The following is a 22,659-nucleotide window of genomic DNA, read 5'->3' as shown; positions in this document are numbered from 1 at the left end:
ATCGACCCTCCCGGGCGGGGGCGGGTCATTGGCGCATCCCCGCGAGGTCCGCCGGGCGGCGGCGCAGGGCGAGGGCGGCGGGGACGGTCGCGCAGACGACGGCCAGCAGGGCACAGGCGGTCGCCGTCGTGGCGAGAGCCTGCCACGGGAGGGTGACGGTGGGCCTCACCGACAGCAGGCCGAGGGCGCCCCACATGCCGGCCAGGTTGACGCCCGTGACCAGCACGCCCAGGAGCGCACCGGCCGCGGTGGCCGTCAGGGCCTCGGCCGCGGTCAGCCGCAGCACCTGCCGGCGGGTGGCCCCGGTCAGCCGCAGCACGGCCAGGTCGCGGACCCGGTCGGCGGCCGCCATGACCGTGGTGTTGGCCACGGAGATGCCCGTGTAGAGCAGAGCGATGCCGAGGACCAGGAAGACGCCGAGACGGGTGTTGCGGTTGGTTTCCGGCTGGGTGGCGTGCATCCACGCGTCCCGGGTGAGGACCCGGCCGCCTCCCGTGCCGGCCGCCTCGCGCAGGGCGGCGGCCACGGTACCGGGGGCGGCGCCGTCCTCGAGGGCCACCTCCACGCGGTCGACCGTGGCGCCCGGGGCGTTGCGCGGGGTGACGTAGACGCCGTTGCCGCCCGTGCCGGTGGGCATCACCGCGGCGATGCGGAGGGTGCGGGGTGTTCCGTCGCCGAGCCATACCCGGACCCGGTCGCCCACCCGGTGCCGCTGCCACTCCTCGTTGACGATGATCGAGTCGTCGTCGAGGTCGCTTGTCCGGCCCGCGTCGATCGGCAGGCGGCTGGTGGCCGCCAGGTCGGCGGGGATCGCGGCGCGGGCGTCGGAACGGATCAGGGCCACGCCGTCCTCCAGAACGGTGACGGCCGTCGACGACGTCGGTGAGATCCGCGCGCCCGGTACCGCACGCAGCCTGCTCAGGGTGGCGGGGTCGAAGCCCTGCCCGGCGGCCGGGGTGACGACGAAGGCGGCGGTGGTGCGCTCGCTCGTCTCGGTGGACTTCGCGTGGTTCAGGGTCTCGGTGGCGCCGAGGAGTGAACCGGCGAGTGCGACCGTGACGAGGACGGGGGCCGCGAGGGCGGCGGTACGGCGTACTCCGGTGGCCGTGTTCTGTCGGACCAGCATGCCCACGGCCGAGGGGAGGCAGGTCAGCAGGCGGGTCAGGGGCCGCAGCACCAGGGGCGCGAGCAGGGCGGCCGCGGTGATCAGCAGCATGGGGCGGATGATGTACGTCTTGCGGTGGATCAGGTCGGACGGGTCGCTGGTCAGGGACAGGGTCAGGGTCACGGCGGCCGTGATGAGGAGGGCCGCGCCGCAGAGCAGGCGTCCCCGGGTCAGGGGGCCGCTGTCCGCCGCCGCCTCCCGCAGGGCCTCGGTGGGGGCGGTGCGGCCTGCCCGCCAGGAGGCCGCGGTGGCTCCGCCCAGGGCGACGAGCAGGCCCGTCCAGAAGGCCGCGTGATAGGGCCAGGTGTGCTCGCCGATGGTGAACCAGGCCGGGGCGAGGCCCTCTTCGACCACCCGGGCCGCCAGCAGCGGTGCCCCGTAGGAGCCCAGCGCGCAGCCGGCGGCCGAGGCGAGGACGCCGACGGCGAGGGCCTCGGCGAGGACGGACCGGCGGAGCTGGGCGGGACTCGCTCCGGCGGTGCGCAGCAGGGCGAACTCCCTGCGGCGCTGGGCGACCGCGAAGGCGAAGGTCGACGCCACGACGAAGACGGACACGAAGGCGGTGACGCCACCGGCGGTGCCGAACAGGGAGTTCATCGCGGTGAGCGCCTCACGGTCCCGGGCCGGGTCGGCGTCGGCGAGGCGGCGTGCCGTGCCGGTGAGCACCTGGGCGCTGTCGCCCACCGCCGCCCGTACGGACGCCGGGTCGGCTTTCACGACCAGCTGTGTGGTGGGCGGGTGCAGCTGTGCGGCGCGGGTGTCCGTGAAGAACACGGCGTTCTCGAAGCCGCGCGGGGTCAGCGTGCCTACGACGCGGACGGTGCCCGCATCGGTGCGGATCCGTTGGCCCGGGCGCGCCCAGTCGCCGGTGACGGTGACCTCGCCGGCCGTGCGGGGTGGCCGGCCGGTGGCGAGGTCGTAGGGGGCGAACGCGGCGGTGGACCAGGGGTGGCCCACCAGTTCGGCGGGGCCGCCCTGCGCCCGGACGGGGAACGAGCGGTCCGCGACGACCGGGCCCAGCGTGCGCAGCCGGGCGACGGTCGTGGCCGGTACGGGACGTGGGTGCGCGAGCCGGGACTCCCGGACGCCGATCGGGGTCGGTACGCGCAGGGTGTCCTGTCCCTTGACCACGACCGGCGCGGCGGCGAAGCGTTCGGGACCGCGCTCCGGGGCGGTGGCCGTCGAGGCCAGGGCCAGGCCCATCACGGTGAGCAGCGCCACGCCCAGCGAGAGCGCGACGAAGCTGCCGGTGAAGGTGGCCCAGCGGGCGCGCAGGGTGCGCAGGGTGACACTCAGCACGGCACGGCCTCCAGGCGGGTCATGCGGGTGGCGATGGAATCGGCGTCGGCGTCCGTCAGCTCCCCGCTCACGCGGCCGTCGACGAGGAAGATCACACGGTCGGCGTACGCGGCGGCCACCGGGTCGTGCGTGACCATGACGACCGTCTGGCCCTCGCGGTCGACCATGCCGCGCAGCAGGCCGAGCACCTCGCGGCCGGTCCGGGTGTCCAGGGCGCCGGTCGGTTCGTCGCCGAACAGCACGTCGGGCCGGGTGATCAACGCGCGGGCCAGGGCGACGCGTTGCTGCTGGCCGCCGGAGAGCTGGGCCGGCCGGTGTCGGGCCCGCTCGGCGAGACCGACCTGTCCGAGTGCCTGGCGCACCCGGGCGGTGGGGACGCGGCGGCCGGCCAGGCGCAGGGGCAGGGCCACGTTCTGTTCGGCGGTCAGCGAGGGCAGCAGGTTGAACGCCTGGAAGACGAACCCGACGCGCTCGCGCCGCAGCAGCGTCAGCCGCCGTTCGCTCAGCCCGGTCAGCTCTGTGCCGCCGACGGCGACCGACCCGGAGGTGGGCCGGTCCAGCCCGGCCGCGCACTGGAGCAGCGTGGACTTGCCGGAGCCGGAGGGGCCCATGACGGCGGTGAAGGTCCCGGCGGGGAACGACAGGGAGACCCCGTCGAGTGCGGTCAGGGATCCGTATCTCCTGGTGACCGAGTCCAGTCGGACGGCGTCGTGTGTCATGGGTTCCCCCTGGTGTCGGTGTCGATCTCCACGAAACCGTGCGGGGGTGGGCCGGCGCAGTGCGGCAGGGCCTAGACCTGGGGTAGGGCCAGGCATACCCCAGGGGCTCCGCCTGATCCCATGGCCGCGGCCCGGAGCGGCTTCTACGGTGATCCCCATGCACCCTCGGAATGTGTGGCAGGCCATGTCCCGCCCCGGTTATCTGCTGTCGGCGTGGCCGTGGCGGTCGGCCGCCTACCTGCTCACCGGCGCGCTCATCGGTGTGGTCGTGCTGGTGGGGATCGTGCTCTCGGCGGTGACCGGCGGGGTGCTCGCACTCGTGCTGGTGGGGCTGCCGTTGCTGCTCGGGACGGCCCTGGCGGGCATTCCGGTGGCGGCCCTCGAGCGGTACCGGCTGCGGCTGGTCGACGCGGACCCGGCGCCCGACCCGCACGAGGCGCCGCGGGAGCCGGGGCTGCGGGCCTGGCTGGCGACGCGGTTGCGGGAGCGGGCCACCTGGCGGGAGCTGGGCCACGTCCTGCTGTTCGCGGGGCTGTTGTGGCCGGTCGACGCCCTCGCGTTCGCCGTCTTCCTGCTGGGGCCGTTCACCGTGGTGGCGACTCCCCTGCTCATGGCCGTCCTCGGCGAGGCGAAGGTCCTCAAGGTGTGGCTGGTCACCACCTGGCCCACTGCCGTGGGGTGCGCCGTCCTCGGCCTGGTCCTGCTGGCGGTGGGTGTCTGGCTGCTGGGCGTCGTGGCCGGGGCCCGGGCCGGGCTGACCCGGCTGCTGATCGCGCCGCGGGAGGCCGACCTGGGGGCCCGCGTGGTCGAACTGGCCCGCTCCCGGGTGCGGTTGGTGGACGCCTTCGAGGCGGAGCGGCGGCGGATCGAGCGCGATCTGCACGACGGGGCGCAGCAGCGGCTCGTCGCCCTGACGATGACGCTCGGGCTGGCCCGCCTCGACGCCCCGCCCGGTCCGCTCGCCGACCAGCTCGCCAAGGCACACCAGGAGGCCGGCACGGCCCTCGCGGAGCTGCGCGAGCTCATCCACGGCATCCACCCCAAGGTCCTCGCCGACTTCGGGCTCGAAGCGGCCGTCGCCGACGCGGCCGACCGTTCGGCCGTGCCCGTGGACGTCGACCTGGAGCTGCCCGGGCGGCTCTCCCCGGCGGTCGAGGCCGCCGCCTACTTCGTGGTGTGCGAGGCGCTCGCCAACGTGGGCCGGCACAGCGGGGCGAGCCGGGCCGAGGTGAGCGGCGGGCATCGCGACGGGCGGCTGCTGCTGCGGATACGCGACGACGGGTGCGGTGGGGCGCGGGCCGGGGAGGGCAGCGGGCTGACCGGGCTCGCCGACCGGGTGTCGGTGCTCGATGGCAGACTCTCCCTGTCCAGTCCGCCCGGCGGACCGACCGTGCTGCGTGTGGAGATCCCTTGTGAACCTGCGAGTTGAGCGGCCGCTGCGCGTCGTCCTGGCGGAGGACAGCGTGCTGTTGCGGGACGGGCTCGTCGGACTGCTGGAGCGCTGCGGGCACCAGGTCGTCGCGGCCGTCGGGGACGCCGAGGCGCTCGTCGCGGCCGTCGGGGAGCACGACCCGGACGTGGTCGTGACGGACGTGCGGATGCCGCCCGGCTTCCAGGACGAGGGCCTGCACGCGGCGGTGCGGCTGCGCCAGGAGCGGCCCACGCTGCCCGTGCTGGTCCTCAGTCAGTACGTGCAGCGCCGGTACGCCGCCGACCTGCTGGACTCCGGCGACGGCACGGGCGTCGGCTATCTCCTCAAGGACCGCGTCGGCCAGGTCGAGGAGTTCGTCGAGGCGCTCGGCGAGGTCGCGGACGGCGGCACGGTCGTCGACCCCGAGGTCGTACGGCAGTTGCTGCGCCGTCGCCGTGATCCGCTGGAGCGGCTCACCCCGCGTGAGCGGGAGGTGCTGGCGCTGATCGCGGAGGGCCGGTCGAACAGCGCGATCGCCCGTGAACTGGTGGTCTCCGAGGCGGCGGTGGGCAAGCACGTCTCGGGCATTCTCACCAAACTGGACCTGCCGCCTGCCGACGCCACCCACCGCCGGGTGCTGGCCGTGCTGGCGTATCTGCGGACCTGAGAGCGGTCTCAAGGCCGTTGCGGGGTCGGCACGTTGTATAAAAACCAGCGAGTTGGTTTCATTGCGTCGCCATCAGAGCCGTGCAGGGGAGCCACGGGTGACCAAACAGGACCGGGCCGTCCGGACCCGTCTCGCGCTGATCCGGTCTGCTGCCGAGCTGTTCGAGGACCGGGGGTACATCCGGGCCGGGCTGGCGCAGATCAGTGCGGGGGCCGGCGTCAGCTCCGGTGCGCTGCACTTCCACTTCGCCAACAAGGCCGCCGTCGCCGAGGCCGTGGAGCACGCGGCGGCCGATGCCCTGTGCGGAGCCGCGGATCGCGCCCGGGAGGGTGACGGCCACGCCTTGCAACGTCTCGTGGACGTCACCCACCACGTCGCCCGGCTGCTGTGTGCCGACGTGGTGGTGCGGGCCGGGCTGCGGCTGAACGCCGAGAGGGCCGCCGGGCGGGCGCGGGACCTGCGCCGGGAATGGCGGGAGTGTGTGCGCGGGCTGCTGGCCGAGGCGGAGCGCCGGGGTGAACTCGCCGCCGGTGTCACGCCGCAGCGCACCGGCGCCGTCGTCCTCGCGGCCACGACCGGCATGGAGGTGCTGGCCCGGGAGGACCAGGGCTGGCTCGCCCGCCCCTCGCTGACCGACCTGTGGCTGCTGCTGCTGCCGTGTGTGGCGGCACCGGGTCTGGTGGGGGTGCTGGATCCGGCGGGAAGCGGTTCGGTGGAAGGCGGTCCTGAGGGGGACGGACCGGCGGGGAGCGGGTCGTCGGCTGATTCGGGTCCTCAGACGGAAGCGCGCCGGGTGGGGCTCGCGCTGCGGTAGGGGCGGGCCCCTGCCGACCGTAGGTGAAGCCATGACCAAAACAAACCGGATGCCAAGTTTTTCCGGCCTGCTGATCGCACGATGGTCCCCCAGCCCCTGGACCGAGGAGCGATGAGTCATGGCAGAACAGCAGGCCTGCCCCTTCCTGTCGATCGACCCGTCCGGTCAGGACCTCTACGGCGAGATATCCCGCATCCGTGCCCGGGGCCCGGCCGTGGAGGTCGAACTCCCCGGCGGCGTACGGGCGTGGTGGATCAACGGCCTGGAGCTGAACAAACGGCTCCTGGCCGGCCCGGAGACGAGCAAGGACGCCTTCCGGCACTGGCCGGCGTGGATCAACGGGGACGTCTCCCGCACCTGGCCGCTCGCCATCTGGGTCTCGGTGCGCAACATGGTCACCGCCTACGGCCCCGACCACAGCCGGCTGCGCAAGCCGATGGCCGCCGCGTTCACCAAGCGCCGCGTCGACGCGCTCATGCCGCGCGTCCAGGAGATCGTCGACCGGGCGCTGGACGCACTGGCGGGCCTGCCGGAGGGCGAAGTCGTCGACCTGCGGGCTGCGTTCGCGGCGCCGATCCCGCACGAGGTGGTGTGCGAGCTCTTCGGCGTGCCGCCCGGCCAGGACGGCCCGCGCGCGGACCTCTACCAGATCATCAACCGCTTCTTCGACACCGCCATCTCCCTGGAGGACGCCCAGGCCAACGCTGTCGACCTCTACGGCACGCTGACCGCGTTCCTCCAGCACAAACGCGAGCACCCGGCCGACGACCTGACGACGGCGCTCATCGCCGCGCGCGACGAAGGCAGCTTCAGCGAACAGGAGTTGATGGACAATCTGATCCTGCTGCTCACCGCCGGTTTCGAGACCACCGTCAACCTCATCGACAACACCGTGCACAGCCTCCTCGCCCACCCCGACCAGCTCGCCCTCGTCCGCTCCGGGCGGGCCACCTGGGAGGACGCCCTGGAGGAGTCACTGCGCTTCGAGGCGCCGGGTGCCATGTCGGGGCTGCGCTACGCCGTGCAGGACATCGAGATCGAGCCGGGCCTGACCATCCCCGAGGGCGACCCGCTCGTGGTCTCCTTCGCCGGTGCCGGGCGCGACCCGGAGCGGCACGGGCCCGGCGCGGACCGGTTCGACATCACCCGCGGCACCAGCCGTGACCACGTGTCCTTCGGCCACGGCGTGCACCACTGTCTGGGCCGGCCCCTGGCCATGGCCGAGGCGACCGTGGCCCTGAGGTCGCTGTTCGCGCGCTTCCCGCGGCTGGCCCTGGCCGACCCGTCGCATCCGCCGAAGCGGCTGCGGTCCATCATCTCCACCGGTCACGAGGAGCTGCCGGTGCTGCTGCGCGGCCCGGGCCCCGGCCCGCGCCCGGAGGAGCCGGCGGCGCAGGTGCAGGCGGAGTGATCAGGAGACCTTCCGGCCCTGGAGGAACGCGCGGTACCAGGGCGCCGCGCGGGTGAACCCGGCCTCGAACCCCTCGCCGGGCGAGCAGTCGAAAGCCTTCCAGAACGTGTCGTCCACGAACCAGTGGTCGACGGTGAGCATGCCGAGGTGGTGAAGGGCGAGCGGTGACCCGGCGGCCCGGTCGAGGGCGGTGGCGACGTCCACGGCCGCACCGCCGCCGGGCTCCCCCAGTTCCCGGGACACGGCGGCCAGCAGGTCCGCGACCGCCACCGGCTCGGGGTGGTTCACGTGGTGCACACCGCCGCCGGGCGCCGGGGAGAGCGCGGCGGCCACGACCGCACGGCCCAGGGTGTCGACGTCGATCATCGACTGGAGCGCCGCGCAGCCGGCCGGGGTGGCCGACAGCTCGTTCATCAGCCACACCAGGCCGGGGATCACCCAGCGGTCGCCCTCGCCGTACACGAGGTGCGGGCGCAGCACCAGGCCGCCCGCGTCGAGGACGTACCGTTCTGCGGCGGCCCGGGTGCGGCTGGTGGGTGACGCGGGCGCGATCGGGACCTCTCCTGGGCGTACGCCGCGGAAGGGGCCCCGGCCGTGCACGGCGGCGGTACTGACGTACACGATCCGGCGCACTCCGGCGCGCACGGCCTCCTCGACCAGGGCCCGGGTGCCGTGGTCGTTGACCGCCTCGACGGTCTCGGCGTCGCCGGCGACCCGCGTGGCGCAGTGCACCAGGACGTCGGTGTCGGCGCAGACGCCGCGCAGGGAGGGCGGGGCGCACAGGTCGCCGTGCACGTACTCGGGCCCCTGCGGTGCGTGCCGGGACAACAGGCGTACGTGGACGCCCGGTTGCCGCTGCGCCGTGGCCGCGACCCGTCCACCGACGAAGCCGCTCGCGCCCGTGATCAGGATCCTGAGTGTCACGGCAGGGACCGTACCCGCGCGGGCCGGGCGGAGGTCAGGGTGGCGGTGAATACGGACTCGCCGTCCTGCCGCCCCGACACCCGTACGGTCGCCTCCCCGGGGCGGTCGGCCAGCACCTCGGTCTCGATGCGGCAGGGGCTGTGCAGTTCTGCGTACCGGCTGAAGTCGGCCGTCATCCTGCTCGGCAGGAAGGGGCGCAGGCCGGACGCGGCGGTCGCGGCCTGGCGGGCCGCCTCGAACAGGACCATGCCGGGGACGTGGTCGTTGGGCCGTGGGAAGAGGACCGGGTGGCCGGTGTCGACGCGCAGGTTCCAGACACCGGGGCGGTCACCGGGAGCGAGGACGACGTCCTCGGCGCGGGCTCGGCCCGCGGTGTGCGGCGCTATGCCCGCCAGGAGGGGAACCGGCCGGTCCGAGGCGTCCAACCTGTCCGCCCGCAGGCGGCGGTAGGCGCGCTGTGACGTGCAGGCGGTGCTTCCGGTGCCGCGGGCGACGAGCCGCCCCGCGCGGCGAAACTCCATCGTGGTCCGCATGCTGTGCAGCCCGCGGCCGCTGCGGCGGACCTCCGAGCACACGACGTCGAACTCGACCGGTTCGGCGGCGTCCGCCAGCAGAAGCGCGGTCGGGTCGAAGCGGAGCGTCATGTCCCACATGACGAAGTGGGTGTCGGCCGGGGCACCGAACTCGGCGTGCGCCAGCACCATCGAGGCCTGCCGCAACGTTTCGCCCACGACCATCGGGTCCTGGTGCCGGTCGTCCACGGGGCCGAAGAAGGGGTGGGCGGCCGGCCAGTGCGCGGTGAAGCGGAAGCGGCTGTCGGAGATTCGGGTCCACCGGGTGGGGAAGACGTCCGTCTCAGTGGTGCGATGGGCGAGTTCCTTGGTGACGACGGCGGCGGCGGTGCGGGAGTGGGGGGCGGAGCGTCCGGTGACGGGGGAGGGCGGCGCGGGTTCTTGGGCTACTTCGGCCGATGCCGGGGGTTTGGCGGGGGTGGTGGCCGGGGGTGCGGGTGCTTCGGCAGCGGGAGCCGGGGGTGCGGATGCTTGCGCCGTGGCTGCCGTGACTGCCGTGGCTTCCGTGGCGGCTGGGGCAGCTGGGGCCTCGGCAGCGGGAGCCAGGGGTGCGGCTGCTTGGGCCGTGGCTGCCGTGGCGGCTGGGGCTTCGGCGGCGGGGCGGGGTGGGGCGATCCCCCGGGGGGCGGTGGCCTGTGGCGGGTTCTCGACGGTCGTAGCGCTTGCGTTTGCCGGACGGCCCTCGCGTCCGGTCTGATCCTCCGTGAGTGCGCTCGAAGGCCCTGTCTGCGGCATGAGAACCCCCAGATCGGCTGCCTGGCCGCGGTCGACGCTTGACTAAGATACGGACGAGCCGGTTTTTTTCAAAGGGTGAGCCAAGCCCTGGAAGAGGCTCTCGCGCCCTCGCCACACAGCGACTTCACAGGGATCGACGAAGATCAGGAGGCATCCGATGGCGCGACAGGAGCGCGCGATCCGCACCCGGCGGACCATCCTGGAGGCGGCCGCGGCCGTCTTCGACGAACGCGGCTACACCTCGGCGACCATCGGCGAGATCCTGGACCGGGCCGGCGTCACCAAGGGCGCGCTGTACTTCCACTTCGGCTCCAAGGAAGAGCTGGCGCTGGGGGTGTTCGAGGAGCAGCTCGCGATCACGCTCCCGCCCCAGTCCAGCAAGCTCCAGGAACTGGTCGACTCCGGTCTGGTGATGGCCCGCCGGCTGCGATCCGAACCGCTGGTGCGGGCCAGTGTGGGGCTCGCCCTCGACCAGGGGGCCATGGACCTCGACCGCACCCCGGCCTTCCGGATGTGGATCGACCAGAACACGCAGCTGCTGACCGAGGCGAAGGCGCGGGGCGAGCTGCTCCAGCACGTGGACGTCGCGGAGACGGCCGAGCTGCTGGTCGGCAGTTTCTCCGGGGTGCAGCTGCTGTCCCAGCTGCGCTGCCAGCGGCAGGATCTGGAGCGCCGTGTCGTCGTGCTGTTCGAGCACTTCCTGCCCAGCATCACCGTGCCGGCGGTGCTGGCCCGGCTCGACATCTCGGTGGACAGGGCCGAGCAGGTGCTGGCGCAGGTCCTGACGGAGGAGGAGGCGGCGGCGGCCGTGCCGGCGCGGGCCTCCGTGCCCGCTCAGGCCCCCGTGTCCTCGGGGGCGTAGCCGCTGCCGTACGGGGCCGCTGCCGTACGGGGCCGCTGCCGTACGGGACCGCTGTCGTACGGGGTGACAACCGTATGGGACCGCTGCCGTACGGGCTCGGCGTGGGTGTCCACAGCGGTGGAGTTGTCCACAGGGTCTGACGCGTTTCGGCCACCGGTTGTACGGTCGGCACGAGTTGATGTTCGTGCGCGTGCGGGGGAGGCGGTCGGGATGACCAACATCGGAGCTCAGGGCGAGAGCGGGACCACGGCGAGGGCCGGAGCCCCACGCAGGCTGCCCCGGGTGCGTGGCTTCGCCGAGTGGCCGGCCGCCGGGTCGCCCAAGGACGAGGGCAAGGCCCTCCGGAAGCAGGTCCCGCGCAGCTCGCACGCCTCGCTCGACCTGGACGCGTCCCGGCCCGACGCGGTGAGCGCCGTGGAGGAGTCGGGCCGCGGACGGCTGCCCGAGCTCACCCCGATCCGTGTCGGGCGCATGGCCGCCACACCCTTCGCGTTCCTGCGCGGCTCGGCGGGACTCATGGCGTACGACCTCGCGCGCACGCCCATGACCAGGATCCGGGCGCAGCTCTGTGGCGACGCCCACGCGGCCAATTTCGGCCTGTACGGCGACGCGCGCGGCGGCCTGGTCATCGACCTGAACGACTTCGACGAGACGGTGCCCGGCCCCTGGGAGTGGGACCTCAAACGACTCGCGGCCTCCTTGGTGCTCGCGGGCCGGGTGGCCGGAGCCGACGAGGACCAGTGCCGCAAGGCGGCCTACGACGCGGCCGGCGCCTACCGCAGGACCATGCGGCTGCTGGCCGGGCTCCCCGTGCTGGACGCGTGGAACGCCATCGCGGACGAGGAGCTCGTCTCCCACACCGACGCCCATGATCTGCTCGGCACGCTGGAGCGGGTCTCCGAGAAGGCCCGCCACAACACCAGCGGCCGCTTCGCGGCCAAGTCGACCGAGGCCACGGAGGACGGCGGGCGCCGGTTCGTGGACGCGCCACCGGTGCTGCGGCGCGTCCCGGACGCCCAGGCCGCGGCGGTGGCCGCGTCCCTGGAGGAGTACGTCGGCACCCTTCAGGAGGACCGCCTTCCGCTCCTCGCCCGGCACGCGGTGCACGACGTCGCCTTCCGTGTCGTCGGTACGGGCAGTGTCGGCACCCGGTCCTACGTCGTGCTGCTCCTGGACCACCGGGGCGAACCGCTGGTGCTGCAGGTCAAGGAGGCGCGGGCGTCGGCGCTCGTGCCGCATCTGGCGACGGCCGGTTTCGAGACGCCGGAGGCCGGCCACGAGGGCCGGCGGGTCGTGCTGGGCCAGAAGCGGATGCAGGTCGTGAGCGACAACCTGCTGGGCTGGACGACGGTGGACGGGCTGCCCTTCCAGGTCCGCCAGTTCCGCAACCGCAAGGGCAGCGTGGATCCGGCCGCCCTGGCCACCGACCAGCTGGACGACTACGGCCGTATGACCGGTGCCCTCCTGGCGCGTGCGCACGCGCACAGCGCCGATCCGCGGCTCATCGCCGGGTACTGCGGGAAGAACGAAGAGCTGGACGAGGCGATGGCGGCCTTCGCCGTGGCCTACGCGGACCGGACCGAGGCGGATCACTCGGAGCTGCTGGCGGGGGTGCGGGCGGGGAAGGTCGCGGCGGAGATGGGGGTGTAGGGGATGGGGGTGTAGGCGACGGGGGCGAGTGGCTACGCGCTGCGGGCTGCGGGTCATGGGCTTGCGGGTGCGGGTGCGGGTGCGGGTGCGGGTGCGGGTGCCGGTGCGGGTGCCGGTGCCGGTGCGGGCTCCGGATGCGGCTGCGGGCCGCGTCGCTGGGTGCCGTCGGAGTCAGCCGACGCAGCCCACGGCGCCGGCGACGGTCGGTGTGCCGCCTCCCGGGTCTGTTCTCCTCCCGGGCGGGTCCTGGTCAGTGCGTCGCCTAGGCTGGTCGGGTGACGACCCCGGAAGCTGAGCAGGATGGTGGCGACGCCGCACGGCCCGAGGCGCGGCTGGAGCGGGCCGTGCGGGCCGCCGAGCAGGCGTTGATCGAGTACGAGATCGCGGTGGAGACCTTCCGCGTCGAGGTCGAGAACTTCTCCCGGCTGCACGAACAGAAGCTCGGCCCGCTGTACGCCCGGCTCGAAGAGCTGGACGCCCGGATCCTGGAGGCCAGAGCCGCCCGCAGCGGCGACCCCGCGGACCGGCAGCGGGCGGAGGAGGCCAGAGCGCGGCTCGCCCCGATCCCCGGCGTCGAGGAACTGCTGCACGGCTGGATGGACGGCGGCGGTCTGTTCCCCGAGGCCTCGGCGATGCTCACGGACCAGCCGGTCCGCCCTCCGCAGCGGGTCCGCCCCAGCGAGGAGGCCCGCAAGCTCTACCGCGACCTGGCCCGCAAGGCCCACCCGGACCTGGCGCAGGAGGAGAAGGAGCGCGCGCGGCGCGAGGAGTTCATCACGCGGGTCAACGCCGCCTACGCCCGGGGCGACGAGGCGGAGCTGCGCGAGCTCGCCGCGGAGTGGGCCAAGGGACCCGAGCTGAAGCGGGGCCCCAGCCGCGCCGAGGAGCTCTACGCCCGCCTCGAGTGGCTCGCCCAGCGCAAGGAGCTGCTCGGGCTGCTGGCCAGGGAGCTGGAGGACAGCGCCATCGGCCACATGCTCCAGCTGGCCCCGGACGACCCGGACCGGCTCCTGGAGGAGATCGGGCAGGGCCTGCTCACCCAGGTCACCGAGCGGGAGACGGAGCTGGCCGCGCTGCTCGACAGCGGCCAGGGCCAGGGCTGAGCCGTGCCCCGGCCGGTTCCGGTAGCGTCGGACGCATGAGTCTTGGAGCTGGTGTGCCCACGGTCGCGGTCGCGGACCTCAAGGACGGTGACTTCCTGCTGGACGTCCGGGAGGACGACGAGTGGAAGGCCGGCCACGCCGCAGGGGCGCTGCACATCCCGATCAGCGAGTTCGTCGCCCGGTACGGCGAGCTGACCGAGGCCGCCCCGCAGGACGGCCGGGTCCATGTGATCTGCCGTTCGGGCGGCCGGTCCGCCCAGGTCACGATGTACCTGGCCCAGCAGGGCGTCGACGCCGTGAACGTCGACGGCGGCATGCAGGTGTGGGAGGCGGCGGGCCGTCCCGTCGTGACGGACGACGGGCAGCAGGGGTTCGTCCTCTAGGGAGAGCCCGCGGCCCTGTGCCGTGGATCAGGCCGGTGGGTGGGCGGCCAGGAGGTCGCCCAGGGCCTCCTCGTGTGCCGCGGCCGGGCCGAGTGAGAGTTCCAGGTGCTTGGCCCAGGCGTGGTAGCGGTGCAGGGGGTAGTCCACGTCGGCGCCGAACCCGCCGTGCAGATGCTGCGCGGTCTGCACGACCCGGCGGACGCCCTCCGCCGCCCAGATCTTGGCGACGGCCACGTCACCGGCGGCGGGCAGCGGCCCCGGGGTCCCGGAGGCGATCCGCCACGCGGCCTGCCACAGCGTTGCCTCCATCGCGCGCAGGTCGATGTAGCGGTCGGCGGCCTGCACGGCGACGGCCTGGAAGGTCGCGATCGGGAACCCGAACTGCTCCCGTTTGCCCGTGTACTCCCCGGTCATCCGCAGCACGCGCTCCCCGAGCCCGAGGGCCAGCGCACACGTCCCGGTGGCCAGCAGATCCCGCAGCCACTCCCACGCCCCGTCGGTGTCGATCACGTCCCGGGCCGTGAGCCGTGCCGATACCAGGCGCAGCTCACCGAGGCGCTCGCCGCTGGTGGAGAACTGCTCGGCGAGGTGGGCCCCCTCGTGCCCGCGCGGCACCAGGGCCAGTACGGTCCGGCCGGTCCCGGTGTGCGCCGGGACGAGCGTGACGTCCGCGTCGTAGGCCCATGGAATCGCCGTCTGCACGCCGTCCAGCACCCAGGTCCCGCCGTCCTGCCGGGCGGTCACGGACTGTTCGGCCGGGTCGTGGCCGGTGCGGCCGTGCGCGGCGACGGTCAGGACGGTCTCGCCCCGGCCGGCCCGGGCGAGCAGGTCCGCCTTCGCCTCCTCACCGCCGTAGGCCTGGACGGCCGCGGCTGCCGCGCTGCTCTCCAGCAAGGGGACCCTGGCCAGTACCTGTGCCGACTCCCGGAGCACCAGGCAGAGCGCGATGGCGTCCAGGCCGGCCCCGCCGTACCGCGCGTCGAGCAGCAGGCTCAGCAGGTCGGCGTCGGCGAGCCGGGCCCACAGGGCGCGGTCGTACGTCTCGGCGACGGCGCCCGGGGTGAGGGCCGGGCTGGGCACGGCGTCGGGGGCGACCCCGGCGAACACGCCCTTCGCCGCCTCGGCCGCCGCCTGCTGCTCCTCGGTGAAGGTGAAGTCCACGGTGGCTGTCCTTCCGGCGATCCCGTTGAGCTGACGGGGCGTCAAGATAGAACAGGTTCTAGAAGAAGGGAATGGGTGTACGGGCGGGCGCCGTAGGGTGTCACTCGCCGCACGGTCGGCCTCCCCGGTGTGGCGATGGCCACGGCGGGAGGGGTGGTCAGGGGCTGTGCGCGGGAGGGTCTGCTGAGTACCGTGCCCGTGCCGATGCCGTGCGCAGTGCCGTGCGGGCGGTGTGACGCCCTAGCGGCCGGCCGGGCGGACGGAACGACGGACCGGGATCGTGGAACGGGGCGGAATGGACGTGTACGACGAGGGCTCGAACGCCCGGCACGGCCCGGACGCGCCGAGCGGTCCGACCCCGCCCGCGGAGCCGGACGTAGCGGTGGACCGGCCCGGTGAACCCCGTACCGGCATCGCCGCGCTCTCGCTCCGCTACCAGATCGGTGTCGCCCTGGCACTCGCGGTCGTCGCCATCGGGGTGTGCGTGCACCTCGGGATGACGTTCCTGCATGTCGCGCCGGCGAACACGGTCACCAGGGCGCACGGCGAGGCCGTCGACGACTGGATCTATCCGGAGTTCGAGCAGAACTGGAAGCTCTTCGCGCCGAACCCGCTCCAGCAGAACATCTCGATCCAGGTCCGCGCCGGGGTCCGCGGGCCGGACGGCATGACGTCGACCACCGGCTGGTACGACCTGTCCGCCGAGGACGGCCGGGCCATCGACGGCAACCTGCTGCCCAGTCACACCCAGCAGAACGAACTGCGCCGGGCCTGGGACTTCTACGTCGCCACGCACGACGGCGAGAACCGCCCCGTGGGCCTGCGCGGAGCGCTCTCGGAGTCGTATCTGCGCCGGATCATGGTGCTGCGCCTCCACGACGACGACGCGGTGCGGGCCGCGACCGGGGGCGCCGGTGTCATCGAACGGGTGCAGGTGCGCTCCCGCACCAGCAATGTGCCGCCGCCCGGGTGGAGCCGGGAGAAGGTCTCCACGACGCCGTCCTACCGGGAGCTGCCGTGGTGGAGGGTGCCGCGGGACGAGGCCGAGGGAGGGGTGCGGTGAACCGCTTCTCGCTGGCCGTCTCGGGCGCGATAGCCCGCGTCACCGAGGCCGCCCTGGGCCCCTACCAGACGGCCGTCATCCGCATCGGGTTCAGCGCCACCTGGCTGCTGTTCCTGCTCCGCGAACTCCCCCACCGGCACGAGCTGTACGGTCCCGACGGCCCCTGGAGCTGGGGTCTCGCGCAGCAGCTGGTCGGGTCCAACGGTTCCTTCACCGTCCTGATGTGGTCGGACGGCCGGGTCTGGTTCGAGATCGTCTACGCGCTCGCGGTGCTCTCCAGTGCCCTGCTGATGCTGGGCTGGCGCACCCGCACCATGTCGGTGCTGTTCATGGTCGGTGTGCTGTCGCTGCAGAACCGCAGCGTCTTCATGGGCGACGGCGGCGACAACGTGCTGCATCTGATGTCGGTCTACCTGGTGTTCACGCGCTGCGCCCAGGTGTGGTCGCTGGACGCCGGGCGGGCGGCGCGGCAGCGGGCGGCCCGTGCGCGGGGCGAGCGGGTCACGGACCGGACCGGACCGGTGCTGTGGGGCGTGTTCGGGCTCGTGCTGGTCGCGGTGACCCTGGCCGGCCGGATGCAGGGCGACTGGCTGATACCGGCGCTGCTGTGGACCGTGTGGGTGGTGCAGGGCCTGTGGTGGCTGGTGGGGCGCCGGGCCCGGACCGGTGAGCCGCGGATCCTGCTGGACGTCATCGGCAACATCGTGCACAACGGCGCCCTGCTCGTGATCATGGCGGAGGCGTGCCTGATCTACGCGACGGCCGGCTGGTACAAGGTGCAGGGCTCCCGCTGGCAGGACGGCACCGCGGTCTACTACCCGCTCCACCTGGAGTACTTCTCGCCTTGGCCGGCGCTGGCGGACCTGCTGTCCGCCAGCGGCACGATGGTGATGCTGGTGACCTACGGGACGGTCCTGGTGCAGGTCGCCTTCCCGTTCACCCTGTTCAACCGGCGGGTGAAGAACGTCCTGCTGGCGGTCATGATGACCGAGCACGCGGTGATCGCCGTGGTCCTCGGTCTGCCGTTCTTCTCGCTGGCGATGATCGCGGCGGACGCGGTGTTCCTGCCGACGGGCTTCCTGCGCCGCCTGGGCGAGCGGGCGGCACGCGCGCGTGACCGGCTCGCGCGCCGGGGCGGGCGGGTGCCCCTGCCCGGGCAGCGTGCCCGGGAGAACCGCGGTGCCGAGCACGTAGGCTCCGGGACATGACCGACCCCGTGACCCGCTGGCACCGGCTCGCCGGTGACACCGTCCTGCTCGACGGGTTCCACGCCCTCAAGCACGCGTTGCGTTTCGGGGCGGAGGTGCCGGTGGCGGTCACGGCGGACCGGGCCGCCGCATTGGCCCTCGCCGAGGAACTGGCCCCGGACGTGCGGGATGCGCTGGCCGGGCTGCTGACGGAGGTGCCGTACGGGACGTACACGTCGTTCGTGCCCCGCCCGCACCCGACGGCGGTGGCCGCGCTGGCGGTACGGCCCTCCCGTGAGTCCAGCCTCGCGAAGTTGGCCCGCACCCCCCGCACGACCCCGGTCGTGGTCCTCGACAACCCGCGCAACCTGGGCAACGCGGGCGCGGTGATCCGTCTGGCCGCCGGTTTCGGGGCGACCGGTGTGGTGACGACCGGGACGGTCGACCCCTGGCACCCGACGGTCGTGCGGGGCGGGGCGGGGCTGCACTTCGCGACGACGGTGGAGCGGCTGACCGTCGACGAGCTGCCGCCCGGCCCGCTGTTCGCCCTGGATCCGGAGGGCGACGACATCCGGGGCGTGAAACTCCCGGACGACGCCGTCCTCGCGTTCGGCTCCGAGCGCACGGGCCTGTCGGCCGAGCTACGCACCCGGGCCGACCATCTCCTGTCCCTCCCGATGCGCCCCCAGGTCAGCAGCTACAACCTGGCGACGAGCGTGGCGATGACCCTGTACCACTGGAGTTTCGGGGCGTCCCTTTAGGGGCGCGGGGAACTGCGCGACAAGCCACTGCGCGCCGGCAGACGCACGATCACCGCACCCCCCGGGGGGCTCCTAGGCGTCCCGCCGCACCTCGACCACCCGGAACCGGTTGGCCACGAACGCCCCGTCACACAGCGCCGCACTCGCCGCCGGATTGCCGCCCGACCCGTGGAAGTCGGAGAACGCGGCCGTCTGGTTCACGTACACCCCACCCGTGAGGTTCAGCGACAGCTGCGCCGCTTCCTCCAGGCAGACTTCCTGCACGGCCTGTTCGACCTCGGGGTCGGTCGTGTACGCCCCGACGGTCATCGCGCCCTTCTCACGGACGGTCCGCCGCAGCAGCTCCGCGGCGTCCTCGGCGGAGTCGACGGCCACGGCGAAGGACACCGGCCCGAAGCACTCGCTCATGTACGCGGCCTCGTCGTCCGGCTTGGCCCCGTCCAGCTTGACGATCACCGGCGTACGGACGACGGCCCCCGGGAAGTCCGGGTTGGTGATCTCGCGGGAGGCCAGGGCGACCTCGCCCAGCCCGGGGGCGGCCTCCAGACGGGCCTTCACGTCCGGGTTGACGATCGCGCCGAGCAGCGCGTTCGCCCGGGCGTCGTCGCCGAGCAGCCCGTCGACGGACCTGGCGAGGTCCGCGACGACCTCGTCGTAGGACTTGGGGCCCTGGTCGGTGGAGATGCCCTCGCGGGGGACGAGGAGGTTCTGCGGGGTGGTGCACATCTGGCCGCTGTACAGGGACAGCGAGAACGCCAGGTTGGAGAGCATGCCCTTGTAGTCGGACGTGGAGTGGACGACGACCGTGTTGACGCCGGCCTTCTCCGTGTAGACCTGCGCCTGGCGGGCGTTGGCCTCCAGCCAGTCGCCGAACTCGGTCGAGCCCGTGTAGTCGATGATGCGGATCTCGGGGCGCAGCGCGAGCGTCTTGGCGATGCCCTCGCCGGGGCGTTCGGCGGCCAGCGCCACGAGGTTGGGGTCGAAGCCGGCCTCGGCGAGCACCTCGCGGGCGACCTGCACGGTGAGGGCGAGCGGCAGCACCGCGCGCGGGTGGGGCTTGACCAGGACCGCGTTGCCGGTGGCGAGGGAGGCGAACAGGCCCGGGTAGCCGTTCCACGTGGGGAAGGTGTTGCAGCCGATCATCAGGGCGATGCCGCGCGGGACCGGCGTGAACTGCTTGTTCATGGCCAGCGGGTCGCGCTTGCCCTGCGGCTTGGTCCACTCGGCGTTGTCGGGCGTGCGCACCTGCTCCACATATGCGTAGGCCACCGCCTCCAGGCCGCGGTCCTGCGCGTGCGGGCCGCCCGCCTGGAACGCCATCATGAACGCCTGGCCGGAGGTGTGCATGACCGCGTGGGCGAACTCGTGCGTCCGGTCGCTGATGCGCTTGAGGATCTCCAGGCAGACCACCGCGCGCTGCTCCGCGCCCGCGTCCCGCCAGGCCCGCTGTCCGGCCTTCATGGCGGGCAGCAGCACGTCGAGGTCCGCGTGCGGGTACGTCACGCCCAGGTCGACGCCGTAGGGGGACGTCTCGCCGCCCACCCAGTCGTCCGTGCCCGGCTGGCCGAGGTCGAGGCGGGAGCCGAGCAGGGCGTCGAATGCGGCCTTGCCCGCCGCCGCGTCCAGGCTGCCGTTCTCCCCGTAGGCCTTGGGGTGCTCGGGGTGCGGGGACCAGTAGGCGCGGGTGCGGATCGCTTCCAGCGCCTGGTCGAGGGTGGACCGGTGCCGGGCGATCAGCTCGTGCGCCGAGAGTGCGGCGGTCATGGGTGACCAACTCCTCGTCTCAAGAACTCCTCGTCGAGTTCATGACCTGGGCAGAAACCTGGGCAGGAACACTCGGACAGAGCTAGAGTAACCGAACGATCGGTCGGTTCAAGGGGGTCCGCCGCATCTGTGGAAAACCCCGTGCGGGAGGATCGCGCACATGACAGCACTCGACCTCAGCAGCCCCGTGGCCGTCGTCGGCACCGGCACCATGGGCCAGGGAATCGCCCAGGTCGCGCTGGTCGCGGGCCATCCCGTACGGCTGTACGACACCGTCCCAGGGCGGGCCCGGGAGGCGGCCGACGCGATCGGTACCCGTCTGGACCGGCTCGTCGAGAAGGAGCGGCTGACCGGCGCAGACCGGGACGCCGCCCGGGCCCGGCTGCTGCCCGCCGAGGACCTCGCCGAGCTCGCGGACTGCGCCCTGGTCGTCGAGGCCGTCCTGGAGCGGCTGGACGCCAAGCAGGCGCTGTTCGGCGAGCTGGAGGGCATCGTCTCCGATGACTGCCTGCTCGCCACCAACACCTCGTCGCTGTCCGTCACCGCCATCGGCGGCGCCCTGCGTGCTCCCGGCCGGTTCGTCGGACTGCACTTCTTCAACCCCGCGCCGCTGCTGCCCCTGGTAGAGGTTGTCTCCGGCTTCGCCACCGACGTCACCTACGCAACACGCGCGTACGAGACCGCCCGCGCCTGGGGCAAGACGCCCGTGGCCTGCGCGGACACCCCCGGCTTCATCGTCAACCGCATCGCCCGGCCCTTCTACGCCGAGGCCTTCGCGGTGTACGAGTCGCAGGGCGCCGACCCGGCCACCATCGACGCCGTGCTGCGCGAGTCGGGCGGCTTCCGGATGGGCGCGTTCGAGCTGACCGACCTGATCGGCCAGGACGTCAACGAGTCGGTCACGCGCTCGGTCTGGCAGTCCTTCTTCCAGGACGTGCGCTTCACACCGTCCCTCGCCCAGCGGCGCCTGGTCGAGTCCGGCCGGCTCGGCCGCAAGACCGGCCACGGCTGGTACGACCACGGTGACGGCGCCGAGCTCCCCGACCCGGACACCGCCGACCAACGGCAGCCGCCCGCGTACGTCGTCGCCGAGGGCGACCTGGGCCCGGCCGCCGAGCTGCTGGCGCTGATCCGCGAGGCGGGCATCCCGGTCCGTGACGAGGACGAGGACAGCGGCAGCCGCCTGGTGCTGCCGAGCGGCGGGCAGCTCGCCCTCGCCGACGGGCAGACCTCCGTGGAGTTCCGCGACGTCGTCTACTTCGACCTCGCGCTCGACTACCGCAAGGCCACCCGGATCGCCCTGTCCGCCTCCCAGGACACCTCCCCGCAGACCCTCGCCGAGGCCATCGGGCTCTTCCAGGCGCTCGGCAAGCAGGTCAGTGTCATCGGCGACGTACCGGGCATGATCGTCGCCCGCACGGTGGCGCGGATCATCGACCTGGCGCACGACGCCGTCGCCAAGGGCGTCGCCACCGAGGAGGACATCGACACCGCGATGCGCCTCGGGGTCAACTACCCCCTGGGCCCCTTCGAATGGAGCCGCCGGCTCGGACGCTCCTGGGCCTACGCGCTCCTGGACGACCTCCACCTGCGCGACCCCTCGGGGCGCTACGCGCCCTCCCTGGCGCTGTACCGCCACGCCCACGCCTCCGACAAGCGGGAGGGCACCGCCTCATGACCACCGCCAAGCGCGACACCTACACCCCGGACACGCTGCTGTCCGTCGCCGTCCGGGTGTTCAACGAGCGCGGCTACGACGGCACCTCCATGGAGCACCTCTCCAAGGCGGCCGGCATCTCCAAGTCGTCGATCTACCACCACGTCACCGGCAAGGAGGAGCTGCTGCGCCGGGCCGTGGACCGGGCGCTGGACGAGCTCTTCGGGATCCTCGACGAGGAGCCCGCGCGCGTGGGGCGGGCCTCGGACCGTCTGGAACACGTCGTCCGGCGGATGGTCGAGGTCCTGATCACCGAGCTGCCCTACGTGACCCTTCTGCTGCGGGTGCGCGGCAACACCGACACCGAGCGGTCGGCCCTGGAGCGGCGCCGCGACTTCGACCACCGGGTCGCCGACCTGCTCAAGGCGGCCGCCGCGGACGGGGACGTGCGCGCCGACATAGAGGTCCGGCTGGTGACCCGGCTGGTCTTCGGTATGATCAACTCGATCGTCGAGTGGTACCGGCCGGACGGGCGCGGCATGAGCGAGCGCGAGGTGGCCGACGCGGTGGTGCAGCTGGCCTTCTCAGGCCTGCGCAAGGCCGGGTGACCCGGGCCTGTCAGCCCTGCGGGCTCCGGGTCCTCCTCCTCGCGTTCCTCGCGAGGCCGCGCGAGGAGGGGAGTGCACCTACCCCTGCGGCTCCAGGTCCTCCTCCTCGAACACCAGCAGCGTGCGTGTGCTGAGCACCTGCGGGATCGCCTGGAGCCGGGTCAGTACCAGCTCGCGCAGGGACCGGTTGTCGGAGACGTGGACCAGCAGCAGCACGTCGAAGTCGCCGCCCACCAGGGCGATGTGGGAGGCGCCGGGCAGCTGTCTGAGTTCCTCGCGCACCGTCCGCCAGGAGTTCTGGACGATCTTCAGCGTGATGTACGCGGAGGTGCCCTGGCCTGCCCGCTGGTGGTCGACCCGGGCGCCGAAGCCACGGATGACACCGTCCTCGACGAGCCGGTTGATGCGGGCGTAGGCGTTCGCCCGGGAGACGTGGACCCGCTCGGCGACCGACCGTATCGAGGCCCGCCCGTCCGCCTGGAGCATGCGCAGGATGTCCTGATCTATGGCGTCCAGGGGCCGTGGCGGCGGCAGCGCGGCGCTGTCGTCCTGGCCTTCGGCCATTTGTTCAGATGCCACCTGCGCCGACCTCCCCGCCATGGACGTACTGCGTCCATCTCAGGCTGTGGAGAACCGTTTGTCCACAGCCTGAGGGCACCCATAGCCAAATTGTGCCGTCGACCGAACAATCGGTAGGTGAGGCGGGTCACAGCCGACGCGCCTCTTCGAGCCGCTCCCACGAG

The 22,659-nt window shown here is 73.1% G+C and carries 20 protein-coding genes; 13 read left to right on the top strand and 7 right to left on the bottom strand.

Annotation, left to right across the window (positions count from 1 at the left end):
- Positions 1-25 precede the first annotated feature (25 nt).
- Both ACFY5B_RS01875 and ACFY5B_RS01870 read right to left on the bottom strand, forming a co-directional pair.
- Complete coding sequence (locus ACFY5B_RS01875; RefSeq protein WP_389963087.1) at positions 26-2,464, bottom strand: FtsX-like permease family protein; 2,439 nt, start codon at positions 2,462-2,464, stop codon at positions 26-28.
- Positions 2,458-3,183 carry an ABC transporter ATP-binding protein gene (locus ACFY5B_RS01870; protein WP_389963084.1) on the bottom strand — a complete coding sequence of 242 codons (726 nt, stop codon included), beginning with the start codon at positions 3,181-3,183 and terminating at the stop codon, positions 2,458-2,460. The genes ACFY5B_RS01875 and ACFY5B_RS01870 overlap by 7 nt, the downstream gene beginning before the upstream one ends.
- A gap of 157 nt (positions 3,184-3,340) precedes the next feature.
- Here ACFY5B_RS01870 and ACFY5B_RS01865 point away from each other — a divergent pair, with 157 nt between their 5' ends.
- The 4 genes from ACFY5B_RS01865 (at position 3,341) to ACFY5B_RS01850 (ending at position 7,486) form a co-directional block, all read left to right on the top strand.
- Positions 3,341-4,612 (top strand): sensor histidine kinase, encoded by a 1,272-nt coding sequence (locus ACFY5B_RS01865; RefSeq protein ID WP_389963081.1) that lies wholly within the window; start codon positions 3,341-3,343, stop codon positions 4,610-4,612.
- Complete coding sequence (locus tag ACFY5B_RS01860) at positions 4,602-5,261, top strand: response regulator (protein WP_389963680.1); 660 nt, start codon at positions 4,602-4,604, stop codon at positions 5,259-5,261. The genes ACFY5B_RS01865 and ACFY5B_RS01860 overlap by 11 nt, the downstream gene beginning before the upstream one ends.
- 97 nt (positions 5,262-5,358) lie before the next feature.
- Entirely contained in the window at positions 5,359-6,075 is a 717-nt protein-coding gene (locus ACFY5B_RS01855; protein ID WP_389963078.1) for a ScbR family autoregulator-binding transcription factor, read from the top strand.
- Between the two features lie 118 nt (positions 6,076-6,193).
- Positions 6,194-7,486: a cytochrome P450 gene (locus ACFY5B_RS01850; RefSeq protein WP_389963075.1), complete on the top strand. Its 1,293-nt coding sequence runs from the start codon at positions 6,194-6,196 to the stop codon at positions 7,484-7,486.
- Here ACFY5B_RS01850 and ACFY5B_RS01845 read toward each other — a convergent pair whose 3' ends face one another.
- Entirely contained in the window at positions 7,487-8,410 is a 924-nt protein-coding gene (locus tag ACFY5B_RS01845) for an NAD-dependent epimerase/dehydratase family protein (RefSeq protein WP_389963072.1), read from the bottom strand.
- Positions 8,407-9,717, bottom strand: a complete 1,311-nt coding sequence (locus tag ACFY5B_RS01840) for a ScbA/BarX family gamma-butyrolactone biosynthesis protein (protein WP_389963069.1) — start codon at positions 9,715-9,717, stop codon at positions 8,407-8,409. Before ACFY5B_RS01840 ends, ACFY5B_RS01845 begins: the two co-directional genes overlap by 4 nt.
- A 157-nt stretch (positions 9,718-9,874) precedes the next feature.
- Here ACFY5B_RS01840 and ACFY5B_RS01835 point away from each other — a divergent pair, with 157 nt between their 5' ends.
- From ACFY5B_RS01835 to ACFY5B_RS01820, 4 genes are all read left to right on the top strand, one after another.
- The gene (locus tag ACFY5B_RS01835; protein ID WP_389963066.1) at positions 9,875-10,579 is read left to right on the top strand and encodes a ScbR family autoregulator-binding transcription factor; all 705 of its coding nucleotides are present in this window, start codon (positions 9,875-9,877) and stop codon (positions 10,577-10,579) included.
- Positions 10,580-10,789: 210 nt separating this feature from the next.
- Entirely contained in the window at positions 10,790-12,229 is a 1,440-nt protein-coding gene (locus ACFY5B_RS01830) for a DUF2252 domain-containing protein (RefSeq protein WP_389963063.1), read from the top strand.
- A gap of 275 nt (positions 12,230-12,504) precedes the next feature.
- A complete protein-coding gene (locus tag ACFY5B_RS01825) occupies positions 12,505-13,332 on the top strand; it encodes a hypothetical protein (protein ID WP_389963060.1) in 828 nt (275 codons plus the stop codon).
- 53 nt (positions 13,333-13,385) lie between these two features.
- Positions 13,386-13,715 (top strand): rhodanese-like domain-containing protein, encoded by a 330-nt coding sequence (locus tag ACFY5B_RS01820; protein ID WP_053670196.1) that lies wholly within the window; start codon positions 13,386-13,388, stop codon positions 13,713-13,715.
- Positions 13,716-13,742: 27 nt separating this feature from the next.
- Here ACFY5B_RS01820 and ACFY5B_RS01815 read toward each other — a convergent pair whose 3' ends face one another.
- Entirely contained in the window at positions 13,743-14,876 is a 1,134-nt protein-coding gene (locus ACFY5B_RS01815) for an acyl-CoA dehydrogenase family protein (protein WP_389963057.1), read from the bottom strand.
- 295 nt (positions 14,877-15,171) lie between these two features.
- Between ACFY5B_RS01815 and ACFY5B_RS01810 the strand changes: the two genes are divergently transcribed.
- From ACFY5B_RS01810 to ACFY5B_RS01800, 3 genes are read left to right on the top strand one after another with little or no spacing between them, the layout of a single operon-like run.
- Positions 15,172-15,939 (top strand): DUF5819 family protein, encoded by a 768-nt coding sequence (locus ACFY5B_RS01810; protein WP_389963677.1) that lies wholly within the window; start codon positions 15,172-15,174, stop codon positions 15,937-15,939.
- Complete coding sequence (locus tag ACFY5B_RS01805; RefSeq protein WP_389963054.1) at positions 15,936-17,147, top strand: HTTM domain-containing protein; 1,212 nt, start codon at positions 15,936-15,938, stop codon at positions 17,145-17,147. Before ACFY5B_RS01810 ends, ACFY5B_RS01805 begins: the two co-directional genes overlap by 4 nt.
- Entirely contained in the window at positions 17,144-17,887 is a 744-nt protein-coding gene (locus ACFY5B_RS01800) for a TrmH family RNA methyltransferase (protein WP_389963051.1), read from the top strand. Before ACFY5B_RS01805 ends, ACFY5B_RS01800 begins: the two co-directional genes overlap by 4 nt.
- 72 nt (positions 17,888-17,959) lie before the next feature.
- Here ACFY5B_RS01800 and paaN read toward each other — a convergent pair whose 3' ends face one another.
- Positions 17,960-19,651 carry a phenylacetic acid degradation protein PaaN gene (gene paaN, locus ACFY5B_RS01795; protein WP_389963047.1) on the bottom strand — a complete coding sequence of 564 codons (1,692 nt, stop codon included), beginning with the start codon at positions 19,649-19,651 and terminating at the stop codon, positions 17,960-17,962.
- Positions 19,652-19,811: 160 nt separating this feature from the next.
- Between paaN and ACFY5B_RS01790 the strand changes: the two genes are divergently transcribed.
- Entirely contained in the window at positions 19,812-21,329 is a 1,518-nt protein-coding gene (locus ACFY5B_RS01790; protein WP_389963044.1) for a 3-hydroxyacyl-CoA dehydrogenase, read from the top strand.
- The gene (locus tag ACFY5B_RS01785; RefSeq protein ID WP_389963041.1) at positions 21,326-21,916 is read left to right on the top strand and encodes a TetR/AcrR family transcriptional regulator; all 591 of its coding nucleotides are present in this window, start codon (positions 21,326-21,328) and stop codon (positions 21,914-21,916) included. Before ACFY5B_RS01790 ends, ACFY5B_RS01785 begins: the two co-directional genes overlap by 4 nt.
- A 78-nt stretch (positions 21,917-21,994) precedes the next feature.
- Here ACFY5B_RS01785 and ACFY5B_RS01780 read toward each other — a convergent pair whose 3' ends face one another.
- Complete coding sequence (locus ACFY5B_RS01780) at positions 21,995-22,480, bottom strand: Lrp/AsnC family transcriptional regulator (protein ID WP_389963674.1); 486 nt, start codon at positions 22,478-22,480, stop codon at positions 21,995-21,997.
- Positions 22,481-22,659: the final 179 nt, after the last annotated feature.

Origin of the sequence: Streptomyces sp. NPDC013187 (genome assembly GCF_042899705.1) — a bacterium.
GTDB lineage: Bacteria > Actinomycetota > Actinomycetes > Streptomycetales > Streptomycetaceae > Streptomyces > Streptomyces hawaiiensis_A.
This window is presented reverse-complemented; position numbering and strand designations above follow the sequence as displayed.